Raw genomic sequence first — 15,685 nt, 5'->3', positions numbered from 1 at the left:
CCGTGATCTTTATTCCGGCCTGCGGTCCTGTGTCCCGTCCCAGAAGTCGGCGAAGGCGCGGGCCGTTTCGAGGGGCTTGTCCGTGTTGGGGGAGTGCTCGGCGCCCTGGACGACCGTGCGGTGGGCGTGCAGCCGTAGAGCCATGTCGTCGAGCAGGGTCACCGGCCAGGTGTCGTCGCGGGAACCCGACAGAACGTGGAACGGCAGCGGCACGGCGGCGAGTTCGGCCACGCGGTCCGGCTCGACGCACAACTGGCGGCCGGTGGCGATGAGTTGGGCGGGTTTGTTGCCCAGCCAGCGGCGGCGCAGGTCCTCCCGGTCGTCGAGCCCCTCGTCCAGTTCCCCGGTGTCGGTCTCCTCCGGCGGCTCCATGGCCTGGATCGCATCCCACACCTCGGGCATGGTCATCACGGCGAGCGCGTCCCGGAGCAGCTTGACGCGCTGCTGCTGGGAGCCGGAGATCTGCGCGGGGCCGGAGGCCATGAGGGTGAGGGAACGGAAGGGGGCGTGGTCGCGCAGGACCGCGGCCCGTGCGATCTGCCCGCCGAGGGAGTGCCCGACGAGGTGCACGGGGGTTCCGATCGCCTCGGCCTGCGCGAGCACGTCCCGCGCCAACTCGTCCTGCGCGTAGGCCGATTCGTCGTCCTGTGGCCCGTCGGACTCGAACTGTCCGCGCCCGTCCACCGCGACGGTCCGGTAGCCGCGCGCCGCGAGCGACTCGTGCAGCGGGTTGAAGTCCTCCTTGCTGCCGGTGAACCCGGGCAGCAACAGCGCGGTACCCCGCGGGGCGACACCGTCCGCCACGGGCGCATCGACGACGGCGAACTCTCCACGCGCGGTACGCAGGGCGTACGCGCGGGCGCCGGGGGGCGGTGTGAAGCTCGGGGGACGGCTCATGGGGTGAGGTTATCTGGCGGGGGTGCCGGGGCGGCCGAGGAGGGGGCGGGGTGGGGCGCGTGGGGCGGTGGGGTGTTGTGGTGTTGGAGGGGCGGTGGCTGGGTTCTGGGAGGTGCGGGGCGCAGGGGTTGCCGGGTGCGGAGGTGTTGGAAGGCAGCCGGTGGCCGGGTGCTGGTGAGGTGGTGCGTGGGGCGCGGGCTTGCCGGGTCTGGCGGTGTTGGACGCCCGATGGCTGGGCTCAGGTGAGGTGGCCCTAGCGGGTGACGTGCGGCGGCTGAGTGTTGCGGTGTTGGAAGGCCGGCGGCCGGCCCAGGTGAGGTGGGGCGGGCCGGGTGTGCCGGTTGGCCGGGGGGTTCCCGTGGCGGACGGCCGACGGTCGGCCTCAGGTGAGGAGGGGCGCGTGGGGGAGGCCGAGTACCGCGTGTCGGAAAACGCCGACGGCCGGGCCCAGGTGAGGTGGGGCGGGCCGGGTGTGCTGGTTGGCCGGGGGGTTCCCGTGGCGGAAGGCGGATGGTCGGCCTCAGGTGAGGAGGGGCGCGTGGGGGTGGCCGAGTACCGCGTGTCGGAAAACGCCGGCGGCCCGGCCCACGTGAGGTGGGCCGGGCCGTCGGGTGACTGAGCGGTCAGCTCTCCGCGGGCTCCGCGGCGGCCGTGGCCTTCCGCGTGCGGCGCGTCCTGGGCTTTGCCTCGGTCGCGTCGGCAGCGGTCTCGGCGGGTGCCGTGGCCTTGCGGGCGCGGGTGCGGGGCTTGGCCTCCGGCTCGTCGGCGGCCTGTGCCGGGATCTCGGCGACGGCGGCCGTCTTGCGCGTGCGGCGCGGCTTGGCCTCCGTGGCCTCGGCCGTGTCGACGGCCGCGGTCGCTGCCTTCCGCGTGCGGCGGGGCTTGGCCGCCTCGGTGGCTTCCGAGGCGGCGGTTGCCGTCTTGCGGGTGCGGCGCGGCTTGGCTTCCGTGCCCTCGGCGGCGTCGACCGCGGCTTCGGCAGCGGCCGTCGCCTTGCGGGTGCGGGTGCGCGGCTTGGCCTCGGCGGCCTCCGGCGCCACCGCGGCGTCGACGGACTCGGCGACCTTGCGCGTACGCCTACGGGGTGCGGCCTCGGTGGTTTCCGAAGCGGCGGCCGTCTTACGGGTACGGGTGCGCGGCTTGGCTTCCGTGCCCTCGGCGGTGTCCACCGCGGCCTCGGCGGCAGCCGTCGCCTTGCGGGCGCGGGTGCGGGGCTTGGCCTCGGGCTCCTCGGCGGCCTGTGCCGGGATCTCGGCCGCGGCGGCCGTCTTGCGCGTGCGGCGCGGCTTGGCCTCCGTCGCCTCGGCCGTGTCGACCGCGGTCTCGGCGGCAACCGTCGCCTTGCGGGTGCGGGGCTTGGCCTCGGCGGCCTCCGCCGTGTCCACCGCGGCCTCGGCCGCTGCTGCGGCCTTCCGGGTGCGGCGGCGCGGTGCGGCCTCCGTCGGCTCCGGAGCGCTCTCGGTGGCGCCCTCGGCCGTGTCGACCGCGGTTTCGGCGGCCTTACGGGTACGCCGGCGCGGCTTGGCGGGAGCCTCGGGCTCCGCGACCACCGGGGCTTCGACGACGGCCGGAGCCTCCTGGGCAACCGTCTCCGGTGCCGTCGCCTCGGCCGAACTCACCGTCGGCTCCGCGGACTTGCGGGTCCGGCGGCGGCGCGGCTTCGCCGGGGTCTCGGGGGCGTCGAGGGCAGGACCCTCCGCCGTCGTGACGGCGGCCTCCGCGGACTCGGACACCACTGCCGCGGTGGTCACCGGCTCCGCTGCCGCACCGTTACGGGTACGGCGACGGCGGCGCGGGGTGCGCGGACCGGACGTCTCCTCGGTCGACGAGACCTCCGTCACGGCCTCGGGCGTGGCCGTCGCGTCCAGGGCCGACCCGCCGCGCGTACGGCGGCGGCGACGCGGCGTACGCGCCGGGCGCTCACGGTCGGCGGAACGGGACTCGCCCCGGCCGCCCCGCTCGCCGCGACCACGTCCACCGCGGCCGCCGGTCTCGCCCAGGTCCTCGAGCTCCTCCGCGTCCAGGCCCGCACGCGTGCGCTCGGCACGCGGCAGGACACCCTTGGTGCCCGCGGGGATGCTCAGCTCCTCGAAGAGGTGCGGGGACGTGGAGTACGTCTCCGGCGGGTCGTTGAAGTTGAGCTCCAGCGCCTTGTTGATCAGCTGCCAGCGCGGGATGTCGTCCCAGTCGACGAGCGTGATCGCGATGCCCTTGGCACCCGCGCGGCCGGTGCGGCCGATGCGGTGCAGGTACGTCTTCTCCTCTTCGGGAGACTGGTAGTTGATGACGTGCGTCACGCCTTCGACGTCGATGCCGCGGGCGGCCACGTCGGTGCAGACGAGGACGTCCACCTTGCCGTTGCGGAACGCGCGCAGGGCCTGCTCGCGGGCGCCCTGGCCGAGGTCGCCGTGGACGGCGCCGGCCGCGAAGCCACGCTGCTTGAGCTGGTCGGCGAGGTCGGCCGCGGTGCGCTTGGTACGGCAGAAGACCATGGCCAGTCCCCGGCCGTCGGCCTGCAGTATGCGCGCGACCATCTCGGGCTTGTCCATGTTGTGCGCGCGGTACACGTGCTGCGAGGTGTTCGCGACCGTCTTGCCCTCGTCGTCCGGCGCGGTGGCGCGGATGTGCGTGGGCTGCGACATGTAGCGGCGCGCGAGACCGATGACCGCGCCCGGCATGGTCGCCGAGAACAGCATCGTCTGGCGGCGGGCCGGAAGCAGGTTGATGATCTTCTCGACGTCGGGCAGGAAGCCCAGGTCGAGCATCTCGTCGGCCTCGTCGAGGACGAGGGCCTTGACGTGCTTGAGGTTGAGCTTCTTCTGGCCCGCGAGGTCCAAGAGACGGCCCGGGGTGCCCACGACCACGTCGACGCCCTGCCTGAGGGCCTCGACCTGGGGCTCGTAGGCCCGGCCGCCGTAGATCGCGAGGACGCGTACGTTGCGCACCTTGCCCGCGGTCAGCAGGTCGTTGGTGACCTGCGTGCACAGCTCGCGCGTGGGGACGACGACGAGCGCCTGCGGGGTGTCGGTGAGCTCCTCGGGCTTCGCGCGGCCCGCCTCCACGTCCGCGGGGACGGTGACGCGCTCGAGGAGGGGGAGGCCGAAGCCCAGCGTCTTGCCGGTGCCGGTCTTGGCCTGGCCGATGACGTCCGTGCCGGAAAGGGCGACGGGGAGGGTCATCTCCTGGATGGGGAAGGGGGTGGTGATGCCGACGGCCTCGAGGGCCTCGGCGGTCTCGGGAAGGATTCCGAGATCTCTGAACGTCGTAGTCAGGGTGCTGCCTCTTCTGTGTGCGCGGTGCGAGGCGAGCGCGGGGGTCGTTGACGGACCGTGCCGGGGACGTCGGCTGCCTTACGGGCTTGCCGTAACGCACGGGACCACTGCCGACGCTCTAGCGCTCGTACCGCTGAGGGGGTCCCTCCGGGCGCCATACGCAATGTGCCGTATGGATATGGAGGGCTGTCGGGTCGGAGCCGATCGGGCCACCGACCGGGCATCCTCATACGTGCGGCCCGTCGAGTAGTCGGCAGGCGCATTACCACCATACCCCGGAATCACGCACACGCGATGGCCGATTTGGTCACGTAGCCGTCATCACACTGATTGACCAGGGACTTCCACGGCTCGTCGAGCGGACTATTGTGCGCTTCATGACGACGCCTGACAACACCTCTGACGCACCTGACGAGCACACCGGAGTCGCCGCCCAGGACTGGGCGAAGGCCTCCGCAGACCCCCAGTACCGGGCCGCGGTCGTCGACCTCCTCGGTGCGCTGGCGTACGGCGAGCTCGCGGCGTTCGAGCGGCTCGCGGAGGACGCCAAGCTGGCGCCGACCCTGGCCGACAAGGCGGAGCTGGCGAAGATGGCATCGGCGGAGTTCCACCACTACGAGAAGCTGCGCGACCGGCTCACCGAGATCGGCGAGGAGCCCACGCGCGCGATGGAGCCGTTCGTCGCTGCGCTCGACGGCTTCCACAGGCAGACGGCGCCCTCGGACTGGCTGGAGGGGCTCGTCAAGGCGTACGTCGGCGACTCGATCGCCAGCGACTTCTACCGCGAGGTCGCCGCGCGGCTCGACTCCGACTCGCGTGAGCTCGTGCTCTCCGTGCTGGACGACACCGGGCACGCGGGCTTCGCCGTCGAGAAGGTGCGCGCGGCGATCGACGCCGACCCGCGCGTGGGCGGACGGCTCGCGCTGTGGGCGAGGCGTCTGATGGGCGAGGCCCTGTCGCAGTCCCAGCGGGTGGTCGCGGACCGCGACGCGCTGTCGACGATGCTCGTCGGCGGCGTCGCGGACGGCTTCGACCTCGCCGAGGTCGGCCGTATGTTCTCGCGGATCACCGAGGCGCACACTAAGCGGATGGCCGCGCTGGGTCTCGCCGCCTAGCCCTGGCCTTCGCCCTCCTGATCGTCCTGCTCACCCTGTTCGCCCTGTGCCGAGTTACGCCGGCGCCGACCGCCGGCGGAGTCTTCCCGCGGGGCGCAGCAGCAGGGACAGCGAGGCCGCGGAGACGATTGCGCCGCCGAGGAGGATCACCAGGAAGTTGCCGGGGTCCAGCGCGCTGTGCATGACGAAGGCGCCGAACAGGGCCCCGGCGACACCCGTCGCCAGCACCAGGGAACGGGCGGGCAGACGGTGGGACAGCCGGTGGTGGGCGGCCCACGCGAGTAGGAGACCGAGAAGAGCGGAGCCGAGCGCTTCGAACAACATCATGGGGTCCCTCCCACACGGCCACACTGCGCGTCACGGTCGTAGCCCGTCATACCCGTGACCTGCGGAATGCAATCCTCCTCTGTGCGTGGCTTGTGCTCCATATGTGGAGAAAAAATCTTGCAGACAGATGCGAGAGGGGCCCGGCGACCTGGAAGTCGCCGGGCCCCTCTCTGCTGTCCGACTACAGCGCGCCGAAGCCCACCTTGCGCGGGGCCGGCTCGCCGAGCTCCACGTAGGCGAGGCGCTCGGCCGGCACGAGGACCTTGCGGCCGTGCTCGTCCACGAGGGTCAGCAGCTGTGACTTCCCGGCCAGTGCCTCGGCCACGATCCGCTCGACCTCCTCGGCACTCTGACCGCTCTCCAGAACGATCTCGCGGGGCGCGTGCTGCACGCCGATCTTGACCTCCACGGCTATGTCCCTCCGACGGTCAGTGAAGTGCGCGACCTTTACGCGCCGTACCCAGCACACATTAGCCCGGTGAGGGGACCTGCACGCTCCGCGCCTGCACGCCAGGAGCGAACAGCGGACGGGAACAAACGGCCTGCACGCGCGCGTGCGGGTCAGTGGTGCTGTTCGCTGCCGTGCAGCGGGAAGCCCGCGATGCCTCGCCAGGCCAGCGAGGTCAGCAGCTGCACCGCCTGGTCGCGCGGGACGCTGCGGTCGCTGTGCAGCCAGGAGCGGGCCACGACCTGGGCGAGACCGCCGAGGCCGGAGGCCAGCAGCATCGACTCCGCGCGCGAGAGGCCCGTGTCCTCGGCGATGACCTCGCAGATCGCCTCCGCGCACTCGTTCGTGACCTTGTCGACGCGCTCGCGCACCGCGGGCTCGTTCGTCAGGTCCGACTCGAAGACCAGGCGGAAGGCGCCGCCGTCGTCCTCGACGTAGGCGAAGTAGGCGTCCATGGTCGCCCGTACGCGCTGCTTGTTGTCGGTCGTCGATGCGAGCGCGCCGCGCACCGCCCCGATCAGTGACTCGCAGTGCTGGTCCAGCAGTGCCAGGTAGAGGTCGAGCTTGCCCGGGAAGTGCTGGTAGAGCACCGGCTTGCTGACGCCGGCGCGCTCGGCGATGTCGTCCATCGCGGCCGCGTGGTAGCCCTGCGCCACGAAGACTTCCTGGGCGGCGCCCAGCAGCTGGTTCCGTCGGGCACGGCGCGGCAGGCGCGTGCCTCGCGGGCGTGCCGCCTCTGTCTGCTCGATGGCTGTCACGCCGCCTCCCAAAATCGTCCACATGCGGTGTGCGCCGCGCCGCCATCGTACTTTTCGGTAACCCTGGTGTGCGCGGTGCGAGCGCAGAATTTCACGGACCGGACGGCCACGAAAGACGCGCAGAAGGTTTCAAACCGGGGCGGAGCGCGCAGCAAGATGTCTTGTTCCAGCTCAGCGGGCGTCAGCGGTAGTCGTCCTCGTCGATGGAGACGACCCTGCGCTGTTCGACGATGTCGGCCTCGTTCGCACGGGCCGGGTCCACGTCCTCGAGAGGGTCGTCGCGATCCGGAGCGAGGTCCGCGTTCTGCTCCGCGGCGTCGTTCTCGGGGGCCTCGACGTCGATCTCCCGGTCCTTCCGGGTCTCCTCGTCCTCGAACGTCCCGGGATCGCTGGGGTCAATGGCCATGGTGGGCTCCCTTCCTACGAATGTCCCTGAAAGAAGCAGGGGCCACAGCGGGTGCCCTCTTTACGAGCCTAGGAGACACCCGATCCGGACGCCATGCCATGTGCGTGCCATCTGTGACGGCGAACACATGAGCCACTACGTGATCGTCTCGTAACATTGCCGCATGTCTTCGACCGAGCTGCCGTCCGTGCCGGCGACCAATGTGCTCCCGAAGGTGACGCCCGTCAGGGTCGCGGAGGGCGAGCGGCTCAGGTCGGTCGGGCTGCCGGGAATCACGCTGACGGTGCGGTCGAGACCGCCGGCGCGCGAGGGCCTGCCGCCGGCGCTGTACGTCCACGGGCTCGGCGGTTCCTCGCAGAACTGGTCGGCGCTGATGGAGCAGCTGGAGGGCGTGGTCGACGGTGAGGCCGTCGACCTGCCGGGCTTCGGCGACTCCCCGCCGCCGGACGACGGCGACTACTCGGTCACCGGGCACGCGCGCGCGGTGATCCGTTTTCTCGACGCGGCCGGGCGCGGTCCGGTGCACCTCTTCGGCAACTCGCTCGGCGGCGCGGTCACCACGCGCGTCGCGGCGCTGCGGCCCGATCTCGTACGGACGCTGACGCTGGTCTCGCCCGCGCTGCCGGAGATCCGGGTCCAGCGGACCGCCGTGCCGACGGCGCTGCTGGCGGTGCCCGGAGTGGCCGGGCTCTTCACCCGGTTCACCAAGGAGTGGTCTGCGGAGGAGCGGGTCCGCGGGGTCATGGCGCTCTGTTACGGCGACCCCGGGCGGGTCTCGCCGGAAGGATTCCGCAACGCGGTGGAGGAGATGGAACGGCGGATGCAACTGCCGTACCTCTGGGACGCGATGACGCGTTCCGCGCGCGGGATCGTCAACGCGTACACACTGGGCGGGCAGCAGGGTCTGTGGCGCCAGGCCGAGCGCGTCCTCGCGCCGACCCTGCTCGTCTACGGCGGCCGGGATCAGCTCGTCGGCTTCCGCATGGCCCAGAAGGCGGCCCGCACCTTCCGCGACTCCCGTCTGCTCACCCTGCCGGAGGCGGGGCACGTGGCGATGATGGAGTACCCGGAGACGGTGGCCCGGTCCTTCCTCGAACTCCTCGCGGAGGCGGGGCAGTTGGGCGACGCCCCCCTGTCCCGGGAGCCGGCTGTTGACGGCGGTGGTGCGGTCGTCGGCGACGGCGGGACCGCCACCGAGAGTGCGGGGAGCTGAGCGCCGCCGTGGGACGCCACAGCCGCCGCGGCACCGCTGCCGCGAAGGGTGACGCTGAGGACACAGGGACCGGACGGGGGGCTCGGGGTTCTGGGGCCGGTACGGATTCCGGGGCTTCCGCGGCCGGTACGGGTGGACGCCGGGTGCCCGGGCCGTCGTATGGGCAGCAAGGGATGCCTTCGGGAGGGTCGCCGGGACCCGGGGCGCAGGGGACGCCTGCGCGGGGGGTGCCGCGTCTTCCTGACGGCACGCCCGCTCAGGGTGTCCCGAGGTTTGCTGACGGCACGCCGGCTCGCGGGGTTCCGCGGTTCGCTGACGGTACGCCCGCGCGCGGGGTGCCGCGTTTTCCCGATGGCACGCCTGCTCACGGCACGCCCCGTCTGCCCGACGGCACCCCCGCCCACGGCACGCCCCGCGCCCGCGGTGGGCACCCCGAGCAGCGTGAAAGCGGCGGCGGATGGGGTGAGTTGAGGGGGCAGGGCCGTGCCGGGGCCGTGGGGCCCGGGGTGGCCATACCGCGACAGCGGCAGGCGCCGCCCGGTGGGCCGCGGCAGGACTACCTCGACGCCTTCGAGGGGGACGACGACGTCTTCGCGCCCCGTGCCGGCGTCTCCGCGCATGCCTCGGACCCGTACGGCTCCGTCACCGACTGGGACCCCGGCACCGGCGTCGGCGTAGCCTCCGAGGCCGACGCCGACGACGAGCCGCCGACCGGTGTGCCCGCCCAGGCCAGGGGCGCCAAGGGGCGGACGTTCACCGGGATCGCGGCCGCCGCCGTCACCACCGTGTTGGCCGTGGTCGTCGCCGGTCAGGTCACGCACGGACGCGACGACACGGCCGTAGGGACGCAGTCGGCCACCGATCAGGCGCGGGACGCCCGGGATTCGGCCACGGGGGCGCCGTCCTCGTCGCCGAGCGTGGCGACGCTGACGTATGCGCAGGCGATGGGCGAGAAGTACCCGCTCAGCGCCACGCTCGCGGGGTCGGGGAAGTTCGACGCCGTTCCCGGGATCGACAAGGCGCCGGGCTCGGGGCAGAAGTACACCTACCGCGTGGACGTGGAGCAGGGGCTCGGGCTCGACGGCGAACTCTTCGCCCAGGCCGTGCAGAAGACGCTCAACGACAAGCGCAGCTGGGCCCACAACGGCGCGCGCACCTTCGAGCGCATCTACTCCGGCAAGCCCGACTTCGTGATCACGCTCGCCAGTCCCGGCACCACTGCGAAGTGGTGCGCCAAGTCCGGGCTCGACACCACCGAGGACAACGTCTCGTGCGACTCGGCCTCCACCGAGCGCGTCATGATCAATGCGTACAGATGGGCGCAGGGATCGAAGACATACGGTGATCAAATTCACGCCTACCGGCAGATGTTGATCAACCACGAGGTCGGCCACCGGCTCGGCTACAGCCATGTCAACTGCACCAAGAACGGCCAGCTCGCGCCGGTCATGCAGCAGCAGACCAAGTTCCTCGACCACGACGGGATCCACTGTCTGCCCAACCCCTGGCCGTATCCCGGGAGTTGACAGGCGCCTCATGTGTCACGTTGACATGCGCAGAAAGTTCATACATATTTCTGGGCATGTCGACCCCCCACGCCTCCGACCGCGCCGCCATCGAGCTGGCGCTCATCGGCGTGACCCCGCTCTGCGTGGCCGACATTCTCTGTCGCTGACGTTCGCCCTCAGGCGTTCGCGTCGCGATCTTTTCCCTCTACCGTGACTCGGTCACGGTTTTCGACGACCTGACGCCCGGGCGGACGTCTGTTCACTTTCGTCTCACTCCTCGTCCGTCTGTCTCAGTATTCGAGAGGTCGTCATTCCGATGCGTCAATCGTCCGTCAGGGCGCGCCGCGTGGCCGCGGCATCCGTAGGCCTGGTTCTGGCAGCGGGCGCCGCCGCCTGCGGGCCGAAGGACAACGATGCCAACGGCTCCGGTGGCGACTCCGCGCCCCACAAGGGCGGCACCCTCACGGTGCTGAACTCCGAGGCCCAGAGCGACTTCGACCCCGCGCGCCTGTACACCTCCGGCGGCGGCAACGTCCCGTCGCTGGTCTTCCGTACGCTCACCACCCGCAACCGCGAGGACGGCGCGGCCGGCGCCAAGGTCGTCCCGGACCTCGCCACCGACACCGGGCGTCCCAACAAGGACGCGACCGTGTGGACGTACACCCTGAAGAAGGGCCTCAAGTACGAGGACGGCACAGCGATCACCTCCGCCGACATCAAGTACGGCATCGAGCGCTCCTTCGCGCCCGAACTGTCCGGCGGAGCCCCCTACTTGAGGGACTGGCTGGTCGGTGCGGCCGACTACCAGGGGCCGTACAAGGACAAGAAGGGCCTGTCGGCGATCGAGACGCCGGACGACCGGACCATCGTCTTCCATCTGAACAAGCCCGAGGGCGAGTTCCCGTACCTGGCCACGCAGACGCAGTTCACGCCCGTCCCGCAGGCCAAGGACACGGGGACGAAGTACGAGGAGCACCCGGTCTCGTCCGGCCCGTACAAGGTCGTCAAGAACGAGAACGACGGTGAGCACCTGGTGCTCGAGCGCAACACGTACTGGTCCACCGCGACGGACGCCGAGCGCAAGGCCTACCCGGACAAGGTCGACGTGCGGTCCGGGCTGGACTCGTCCGTGATCAACCAGCGGCTGTCCGCGTCCCAGGGTGCGGACGCGGCCGCCGTCACGACGGACACCAACCTGGGTCCGGCCGAGCTCGCCAAGGTGAGCGGTGACAAGGAACTTGCTTCTCGCGTCGGTACCGGCCAGTTCGGCTACACGAACTACATAGCGTTCAACCCGACGGTCAAGCCGTTCAGCAACATCAAGGTGCGGCAGGCGATCTCGTACGCCGTCGACCGGTCGTCCGTGATCAACGCGGCCGGTGGTTCCGCGCTCGCCGAGGCGGCCACCACCTACCTGCCGAACCAGAAGTCCTTCGGCTACACGCCGTACGACCTCTTCCCGGCGGGCAAGACCGGCGACGCGGCCAAGGCCAAGGAGCTGCTGGCCCAGGCGGGTTACAAGAGCGGGCTCACGATCACGCTGACCCACTCCAACGCCAAGGACTTCGAGACCAGCCCGGAGATCGCGACCGCGATCCAGGACGCGCTCAAGAAGGCCGGCATCACGGTCAAGCTGCAGGGCCTGGAGGACAACGACTACCGGGACAAGATCCACAACGTGAAGACCGAGCCCGGGTTCTTCCTCGCCCACTGGGGTGCCGACTGGCCCTCCGGTGGTCCCTTCCTCGCCCCGATCTTCGACGGCCGGCAGATCGTGAAGGACGGCTCGAACTTCAACAACGGCCTGTTGAACGACAAGTCGGTCAATGCCGAGATTGACGCGATCAACAAGTTGACCGATCTTGACGCTGCCGCCAAGAGGTGGGGTGCACTGGACAAGAAGATCGGCGAGCAGGCCCTGACCGTGCCGCTGTTCCACCCCGTCTACAAGCGTCTGGTCGGCAAGGACATCAAGAACGTCGTGATCAGCGACTGGACCGGTGTGCTGGACATCTCGCAGGTCGCGGTGAAGTAGCGCCGTGAGCGAGGCACTTGTCGCCGCCGAGGCCGCCGGGACGGGCGTGGAGCCCGTCCCCGGCGCCTCGGGGGCTCGTCAGTTCTGGCGGCGGCTGCGTGCGCAGCGCGCCGCCCTCGTCGCGGCGGGAATCGTCGCGCTGCTGGTCCTGGTCGCGCTCGCGGCACCGCTGCTCACGGCCCTGGAGGGCCAGGACCCGACCACGTACCACCCCTCGCTCGTCGACTCCGCGCGCGGGGGCGTGCCGATAGGGTCGTTCGGAGGGATCGGCGGGGACCACTGGCTGGGAGTCGAGCCGCAGACCGGGCGGGACCTGTTCGCCCGGCTGGTGTACGGGGCGCGGATCTCGCTGGGGGTCGCGCTGGCGTCGACCGTGATCCAGGTCGTGCTCGGTGTCGTGATGGGGGTCGCCTCCGCGCTGGGCAGTGGATGGGTTGATCAACTGTTGAGCAGGATCACCGACATCTTCGTCGCCATGCCATTGATGATCATGTCGTTGGCGCTGCTCGCGATCGTCCCGGCCAGCTTTTCCCGGCCCGTCCTGGTCACCCTCGTCATCGGGTTCATCGCCTGGGGCAACATCGCCAAGATCGTGCGTGCCCAGACGCTCACCCTGAAGGGGCTCGACTACGTCTCCGCCGCCCGGCTCAGCGGCTGGGGAACCTGGCGCATCGCCCGCAGGGAGCTGCTGCCCGGACTCGCCGCGCCGGTCATCACGTACGCCGCGATCCTCATGCCGGTGAACATCTCGATCGAGGCCGCCCTCTCGTTCCTCGGCGTCGGCGTGAAACCGCCCACCCCGTCCTGGGGACAGATGCTCACCTCCGCCGACGTCTGGTACCAGGCGGCCCCGCAGTACCTGCTGCTGCCCGCCGGCGCCCTGTTCGTCACGGTCCTCGCACTGACCGTCCTCGGTGACGGCGTCCGCATCGCCCTCGACCCGCGCGCGGCCTCGCGCCTGCGCGTCGGCACGGGCCGCAAGCGCGAGGCCAAGGCCGGCAAGGAGGAAACCGCATGAGCGGCTTCGGAGGTTTCGTCCTGCGCCGCGCCGTCGGCGCCGCAGTGACTCTGCTTGCCATCTCGGTGATCGTCTACGTCGTCTTCTACGCCACCCCCGGCAACGTCGCCCAGATCACCTGCGGCCCGCGCTGCTCCCCGGAGCAGGTGCACCAGGTGGCTCAGCAGCTCAAGCTCGACGACCCGCTCTACGTGCGCTACTGGCACTTCCTGGAGGGCCTGATCCTCGGTCAGGACTACTCCACAGGCACCTCGGTGGAGCACTGCCCGGCCCCCTGCCTCGGGCTCTCCTACCAGACCGACCAGCAGGTCCTGGACATCATCCTGACGAAGCTCCCGGTGAGCCTCTCGCTCGTGCTCGGCGCGATGGTGCTGTGGCTGATCCTCGGCGTCGGCACCGGCGTGCTCTCCGCCTGGCGGCGTGGCCGGTTCACCGAGCGGGTGCTGACCGCGCTCACCCTGGCGGGCTGGGCCACCCCGGTGTTCGTCATCGGCCTGGTCCTGATGATCGTCGTCTGCGGTGAGCTGCAACTGCTGCCCTTCCCGCAGTACGTGAACTTCACCGACGACCCGGAGCAGTGGGCGTGGAACCTGCTCCTTCCCTGGCTCTCGCTCGCCCTCGTCGAGGCCGCGGCGTTCGCCCGGCTGACCAGGGCATCCATGCTGGAGACGCTGGCCGAGGACCACATCCGCACGTTCCGGGCGTACGGCGTCGCCGAGCGGGCGATCGTGGGGCGGCACGCGCTCCGGGGCGCGTTCGCGCCCGTCATCGCGCTGAACGCCAACAACGTCGGCTCGGCGATCGGCGGTGCCGTCCTCACCGAGACGCTGTTCGGCCTCCCCGGCATCGGCCAGGAGCTCGTCCACGCGGTCAACGTGGTCGACCTGCCCGTCGTCGTCGGCATGGTCCTGGTCATCGGCTTCTTCGTGGTCCTCGCCAACGCCGTCGCCGACGTGCTGTACGCGGTGGCCGACCGACGGGTGGTACTGACGTGAGTCTCGTCCAGGTCACGGACCTGTCCGTCGAGTTCGGCGACCTGAAGGCCGTCGACGGCCTCTCCTTCACCCTGGAGCAGGGCGCCGCCCTGGCGCTGGTCGGCGAGTCCGGCTCCGGCAAGTCCACGGTCGCCTCCGCGCTGCTGGGGCTGCACCGCGGCACGGGCGCGCGGGTCGGCGGCTCGCTCGAGGTCGCCGGCATCGACGTACAGAAGGCGTCCGAAGCCGAACTGCAGCGGCTGCGCGGCGCCAAGGCCGCGATGGTCTTCCAGGACCCGCTGTCGTCCCTGGACCCGTACTACGCGATCGGCGACCAGATCGCCGAGGTGTACCGCGTGCACACGCGCGTGTCGCGACGAGCCGCACGCGCGCGTGCCATGGAGGTCCTCGACCGGGTTGGAATTCCGGACGCACAGCGCCGGTCCCGGTCCCGTCCGCACGAGTTCAGCGGCGGTATGCGCCAGCGCGCGCTCATCGCCATGGCGCTCGCCTGCGAGCCCCGGCTGCTGATCGCCGACGAGCCGACGACCGCGCTTGACGTGACGGTCCAGGCCCAGATCCTCGACCTGCTGCACACGCTGCGCGAGGAGACCGGCATGGGGCTGCTGCTCGTCACGCACGACGTGGGCGTCGCCGCCGAGAGCGTCGACGAGGTGCTCGTCATGCGGCACGGGCGCGTGGTCGAACACGGGCCGGTCGGCTCCGTACTGGGGTCGCCGACACAGCCGTACACGCGCGAACTCCTCGGCGCCGTCCCGCGCGTGGACGCGCCGCGCGCGCCCTCGACGGCCTCCGACGAGGTCGTCCTGGAGGCCAAGGGGCTGCGTCGCGAATTCGGCCGCGGCAAGCGGGCGTTCGCGGCCGTGGACGACGTGTCGCTGACCATCCACCGGGGCGAGACCCTCGGCATCGTCGGCGAGAGCGGCAGCGGCAAGACGACCCTGGGACGCATGTTGGTCGGCCTGCTGGAGCCGACGGCAGGGGAGGTGCGTCACGACGGGCACGCGTGCGTGGGCGTGGATCCCGCCGTGCAGATGGTCTTCCAGGACCCCGTCTCCTCCCTCAACCCCCGCCGCAGCGTGGGCGAGTCGATAGCCGACCCGCTCCGCGCGCGTGGCGAGCGGGACGAGAAGCGCATCAGGGGGCGCGTGACGGAGCTCCTGGAGCGCGTGGGACTCGAAGGAGCGCACTACGACCGCTACCCGCACGAGTTCAGCGGTGGTCAGCGCCAGCGCGTGGGCATCGCGCGGGCGCTCGCGGCCGACCCGCGCGTCATCGTCTGCGACGAGCCCGTCTCCGCGCTGGACGTGACCACCCAGGCCCAAGTGGTCGCCCTGCTCGGCGAGTTGCAGCGCGAACTCGGGCTCGCGCTCGTCTTCGTCGCGCACGACCTCGCCGTCGTGCGCCAGGTCAGCGACCGGGTCGCGGTGATGCGCCGCGGCCGGATCGTCGAGTCCGGGCCCGCCGGCGAGGTGTACGACAACCCCCAGGACCCGTACACCAAGCAACTCCTGGCCGCCGTACCGGCGCTCGACCCCCGGGTCGCCGCCGAACGCAGGGCCGCCCGGCGGGAACCTGCCGCTGCCTGACGGAACGTAACTGCTTGATCTCTTAGCGCGATCGAACGCGACCTGCACGGGAAAGTTACGAGCGTTCACCCCTTTTGGTGGTGCGACGGACAACCGTCCGTCGC

At 71.1% G+C, this 15,685-nt stretch carries 14 protein-coding genes; 8 read left to right on the top strand and 6 right to left on the bottom strand.

The features are described 5' to 3' along the window. Nucleotides 1-9: 9 nt before the first annotated feature. Both ABZ880_RS22515 and ABZ880_RS22510 read right to left on the bottom strand, forming a co-directional pair. Nucleotides 10-897, bottom strand: coding sequence for an alpha/beta hydrolase (locus tag ABZ880_RS22515; protein WP_361265711.1), 888 nt, complete (start codon nucleotides 895-897; stop codon nucleotides 10-12). 623 nt (nucleotides 898-1,520) lie between these two features. Beyond that, entirely contained in the window at nucleotides 1,521-4,076 is a 2,556-nt protein-coding gene (locus ABZ880_RS22510; protein WP_361265708.1) for a DEAD/DEAH box helicase, read from the bottom strand. 470 nt (nucleotides 4,077-4,546) lie between these two features. On the opposite strand from ABZ880_RS22510, the gene ABZ880_RS22505 reads away from it, so the two are divergent. Continuing rightward, nucleotides 4,547-5,284, top strand: coding sequence for a ferritin-like fold-containing protein (locus ABZ880_RS22505; protein WP_361265705.1), 738 nt, complete (start codon nucleotides 4,547-4,549; stop codon nucleotides 5,282-5,284). Between the two features lie 54 nt (nucleotides 5,285-5,338). On the opposite strand, the gene ABZ880_RS22500 is transcribed toward ABZ880_RS22505, so the two are convergent. The 4 genes from ABZ880_RS22500 to ABZ880_RS22485 form a co-directional block, all read right to left on the bottom strand. Continuing rightward, on the bottom strand, nucleotides 5,339-5,608 hold the full coding sequence (locus ABZ880_RS22500) for a hypothetical protein (protein WP_361266227.1): 270 nt from the start codon (nucleotides 5,606-5,608) through the stop codon (nucleotides 5,339-5,341). A 184-nt stretch (nucleotides 5,609-5,792) separates the two neighbouring features. After that, nucleotides 5,793-6,020 carry a DUF3107 domain-containing protein gene (locus ABZ880_RS22495; protein WP_142142321.1) on the bottom strand — a complete coding sequence of 76 codons (228 nt, stop codon included), beginning with the start codon at nucleotides 6,018-6,020 and terminating at the stop codon, nucleotides 5,793-5,795. A gap of 152 nt (nucleotides 6,021-6,172) precedes the next feature. Then, nucleotides 6,173-6,817, bottom strand: coding sequence for a TetR/AcrR family transcriptional regulator (locus ABZ880_RS22490; protein WP_361265701.1), 645 nt, complete (start codon nucleotides 6,815-6,817; stop codon nucleotides 6,173-6,175). A 181-nt stretch (nucleotides 6,818-6,998) separates the two neighbouring features. Beyond that, nucleotides 6,999-7,223: a hypothetical protein gene (locus ABZ880_RS22485; RefSeq protein WP_361265698.1), complete on the bottom strand. Its 225-nt coding sequence runs from the start codon at nucleotides 7,221-7,223 to the stop codon at nucleotides 6,999-7,001. A 163-nt stretch (nucleotides 7,224-7,386) separates the two neighbouring features. Between ABZ880_RS22485 and ABZ880_RS22480 the strand changes: the two genes are divergently transcribed. The 7 genes from ABZ880_RS22480 (at nucleotide 7,387) to ABZ880_RS22450 (ending at nucleotide 15,581) form a co-directional block, all read left to right on the top strand. Further along, nucleotides 7,387-8,436 carry an alpha/beta hydrolase gene (locus tag ABZ880_RS22480; RefSeq protein WP_361265695.1) on the top strand — a complete coding sequence of 350 codons (1,050 nt, stop codon included), beginning with the start codon at nucleotides 7,387-7,389 and terminating at the stop codon, nucleotides 8,434-8,436. An 8-nt stretch (nucleotides 8,437-8,444) separates the two neighbouring features. After that, the gene (locus tag ABZ880_RS22475; protein WP_361265692.1) at nucleotides 8,445-9,962 is read left to right on the top strand and encodes a DUF3152 domain-containing protein; all 1,518 of its coding nucleotides are present in this window, start codon (nucleotides 8,445-8,447) and stop codon (nucleotides 9,960-9,962) included. A 56-nt stretch (nucleotides 9,963-10,018) separates the two neighbouring features. After that, complete coding sequence (locus ABZ880_RS22470) at nucleotides 10,019-10,111, top strand: Ms4533A family Cys-rich leader peptide (protein ID WP_361265690.1); 93 nt, start codon at nucleotides 10,019-10,021, stop codon at nucleotides 10,109-10,111. Between the two features lie 149 nt (nucleotides 10,112-10,260). Then, nucleotides 10,261-11,979, top strand: a complete 1,719-nt coding sequence (locus ABZ880_RS22465) for an ABC transporter substrate-binding protein (RefSeq protein WP_361265687.1) — start codon at nucleotides 10,261-10,263, stop codon at nucleotides 11,977-11,979. 4 nt (nucleotides 11,980-11,983) lie between these two features. Continuing rightward, entirely contained in the window at nucleotides 11,984-12,997 is a 1,014-nt protein-coding gene (locus ABZ880_RS22460; RefSeq protein ID WP_361265684.1) for an ABC transporter permease, read from the top strand. Continuing rightward, nucleotides 12,994-13,992, top strand: coding sequence for an ABC transporter permease (locus ABZ880_RS22455; protein WP_361265681.1), 999 nt, complete (start codon nucleotides 12,994-12,996; stop codon nucleotides 13,990-13,992). Before ABZ880_RS22460 ends, ABZ880_RS22455 begins: the two co-directional genes overlap by 4 nt. Next, entirely contained in the window at nucleotides 13,989-15,581 is a 1,593-nt protein-coding gene (locus ABZ880_RS22450) for an ABC transporter ATP-binding protein (RefSeq protein ID WP_361265678.1), read from the top strand. The genes ABZ880_RS22455 and ABZ880_RS22450 overlap by 4 nt, the downstream gene beginning before the upstream one ends. The last annotated feature ends 104 nt before the right edge of the window (nucleotides 15,582-15,685 follow it).

Origin of the sequence: Streptomyces sp. NPDC047043 (genome assembly GCF_040644055.1) — a bacterium.
Classification (GTDB): Bacteria; Actinomycetota; Actinomycetes; order Streptomycetales; family Streptomycetaceae; genus Streptomyces.
Note: the sequence above shows the minus strand (reverse complement) of the source record. Positions and strands in the feature narration are given on the sequence as shown.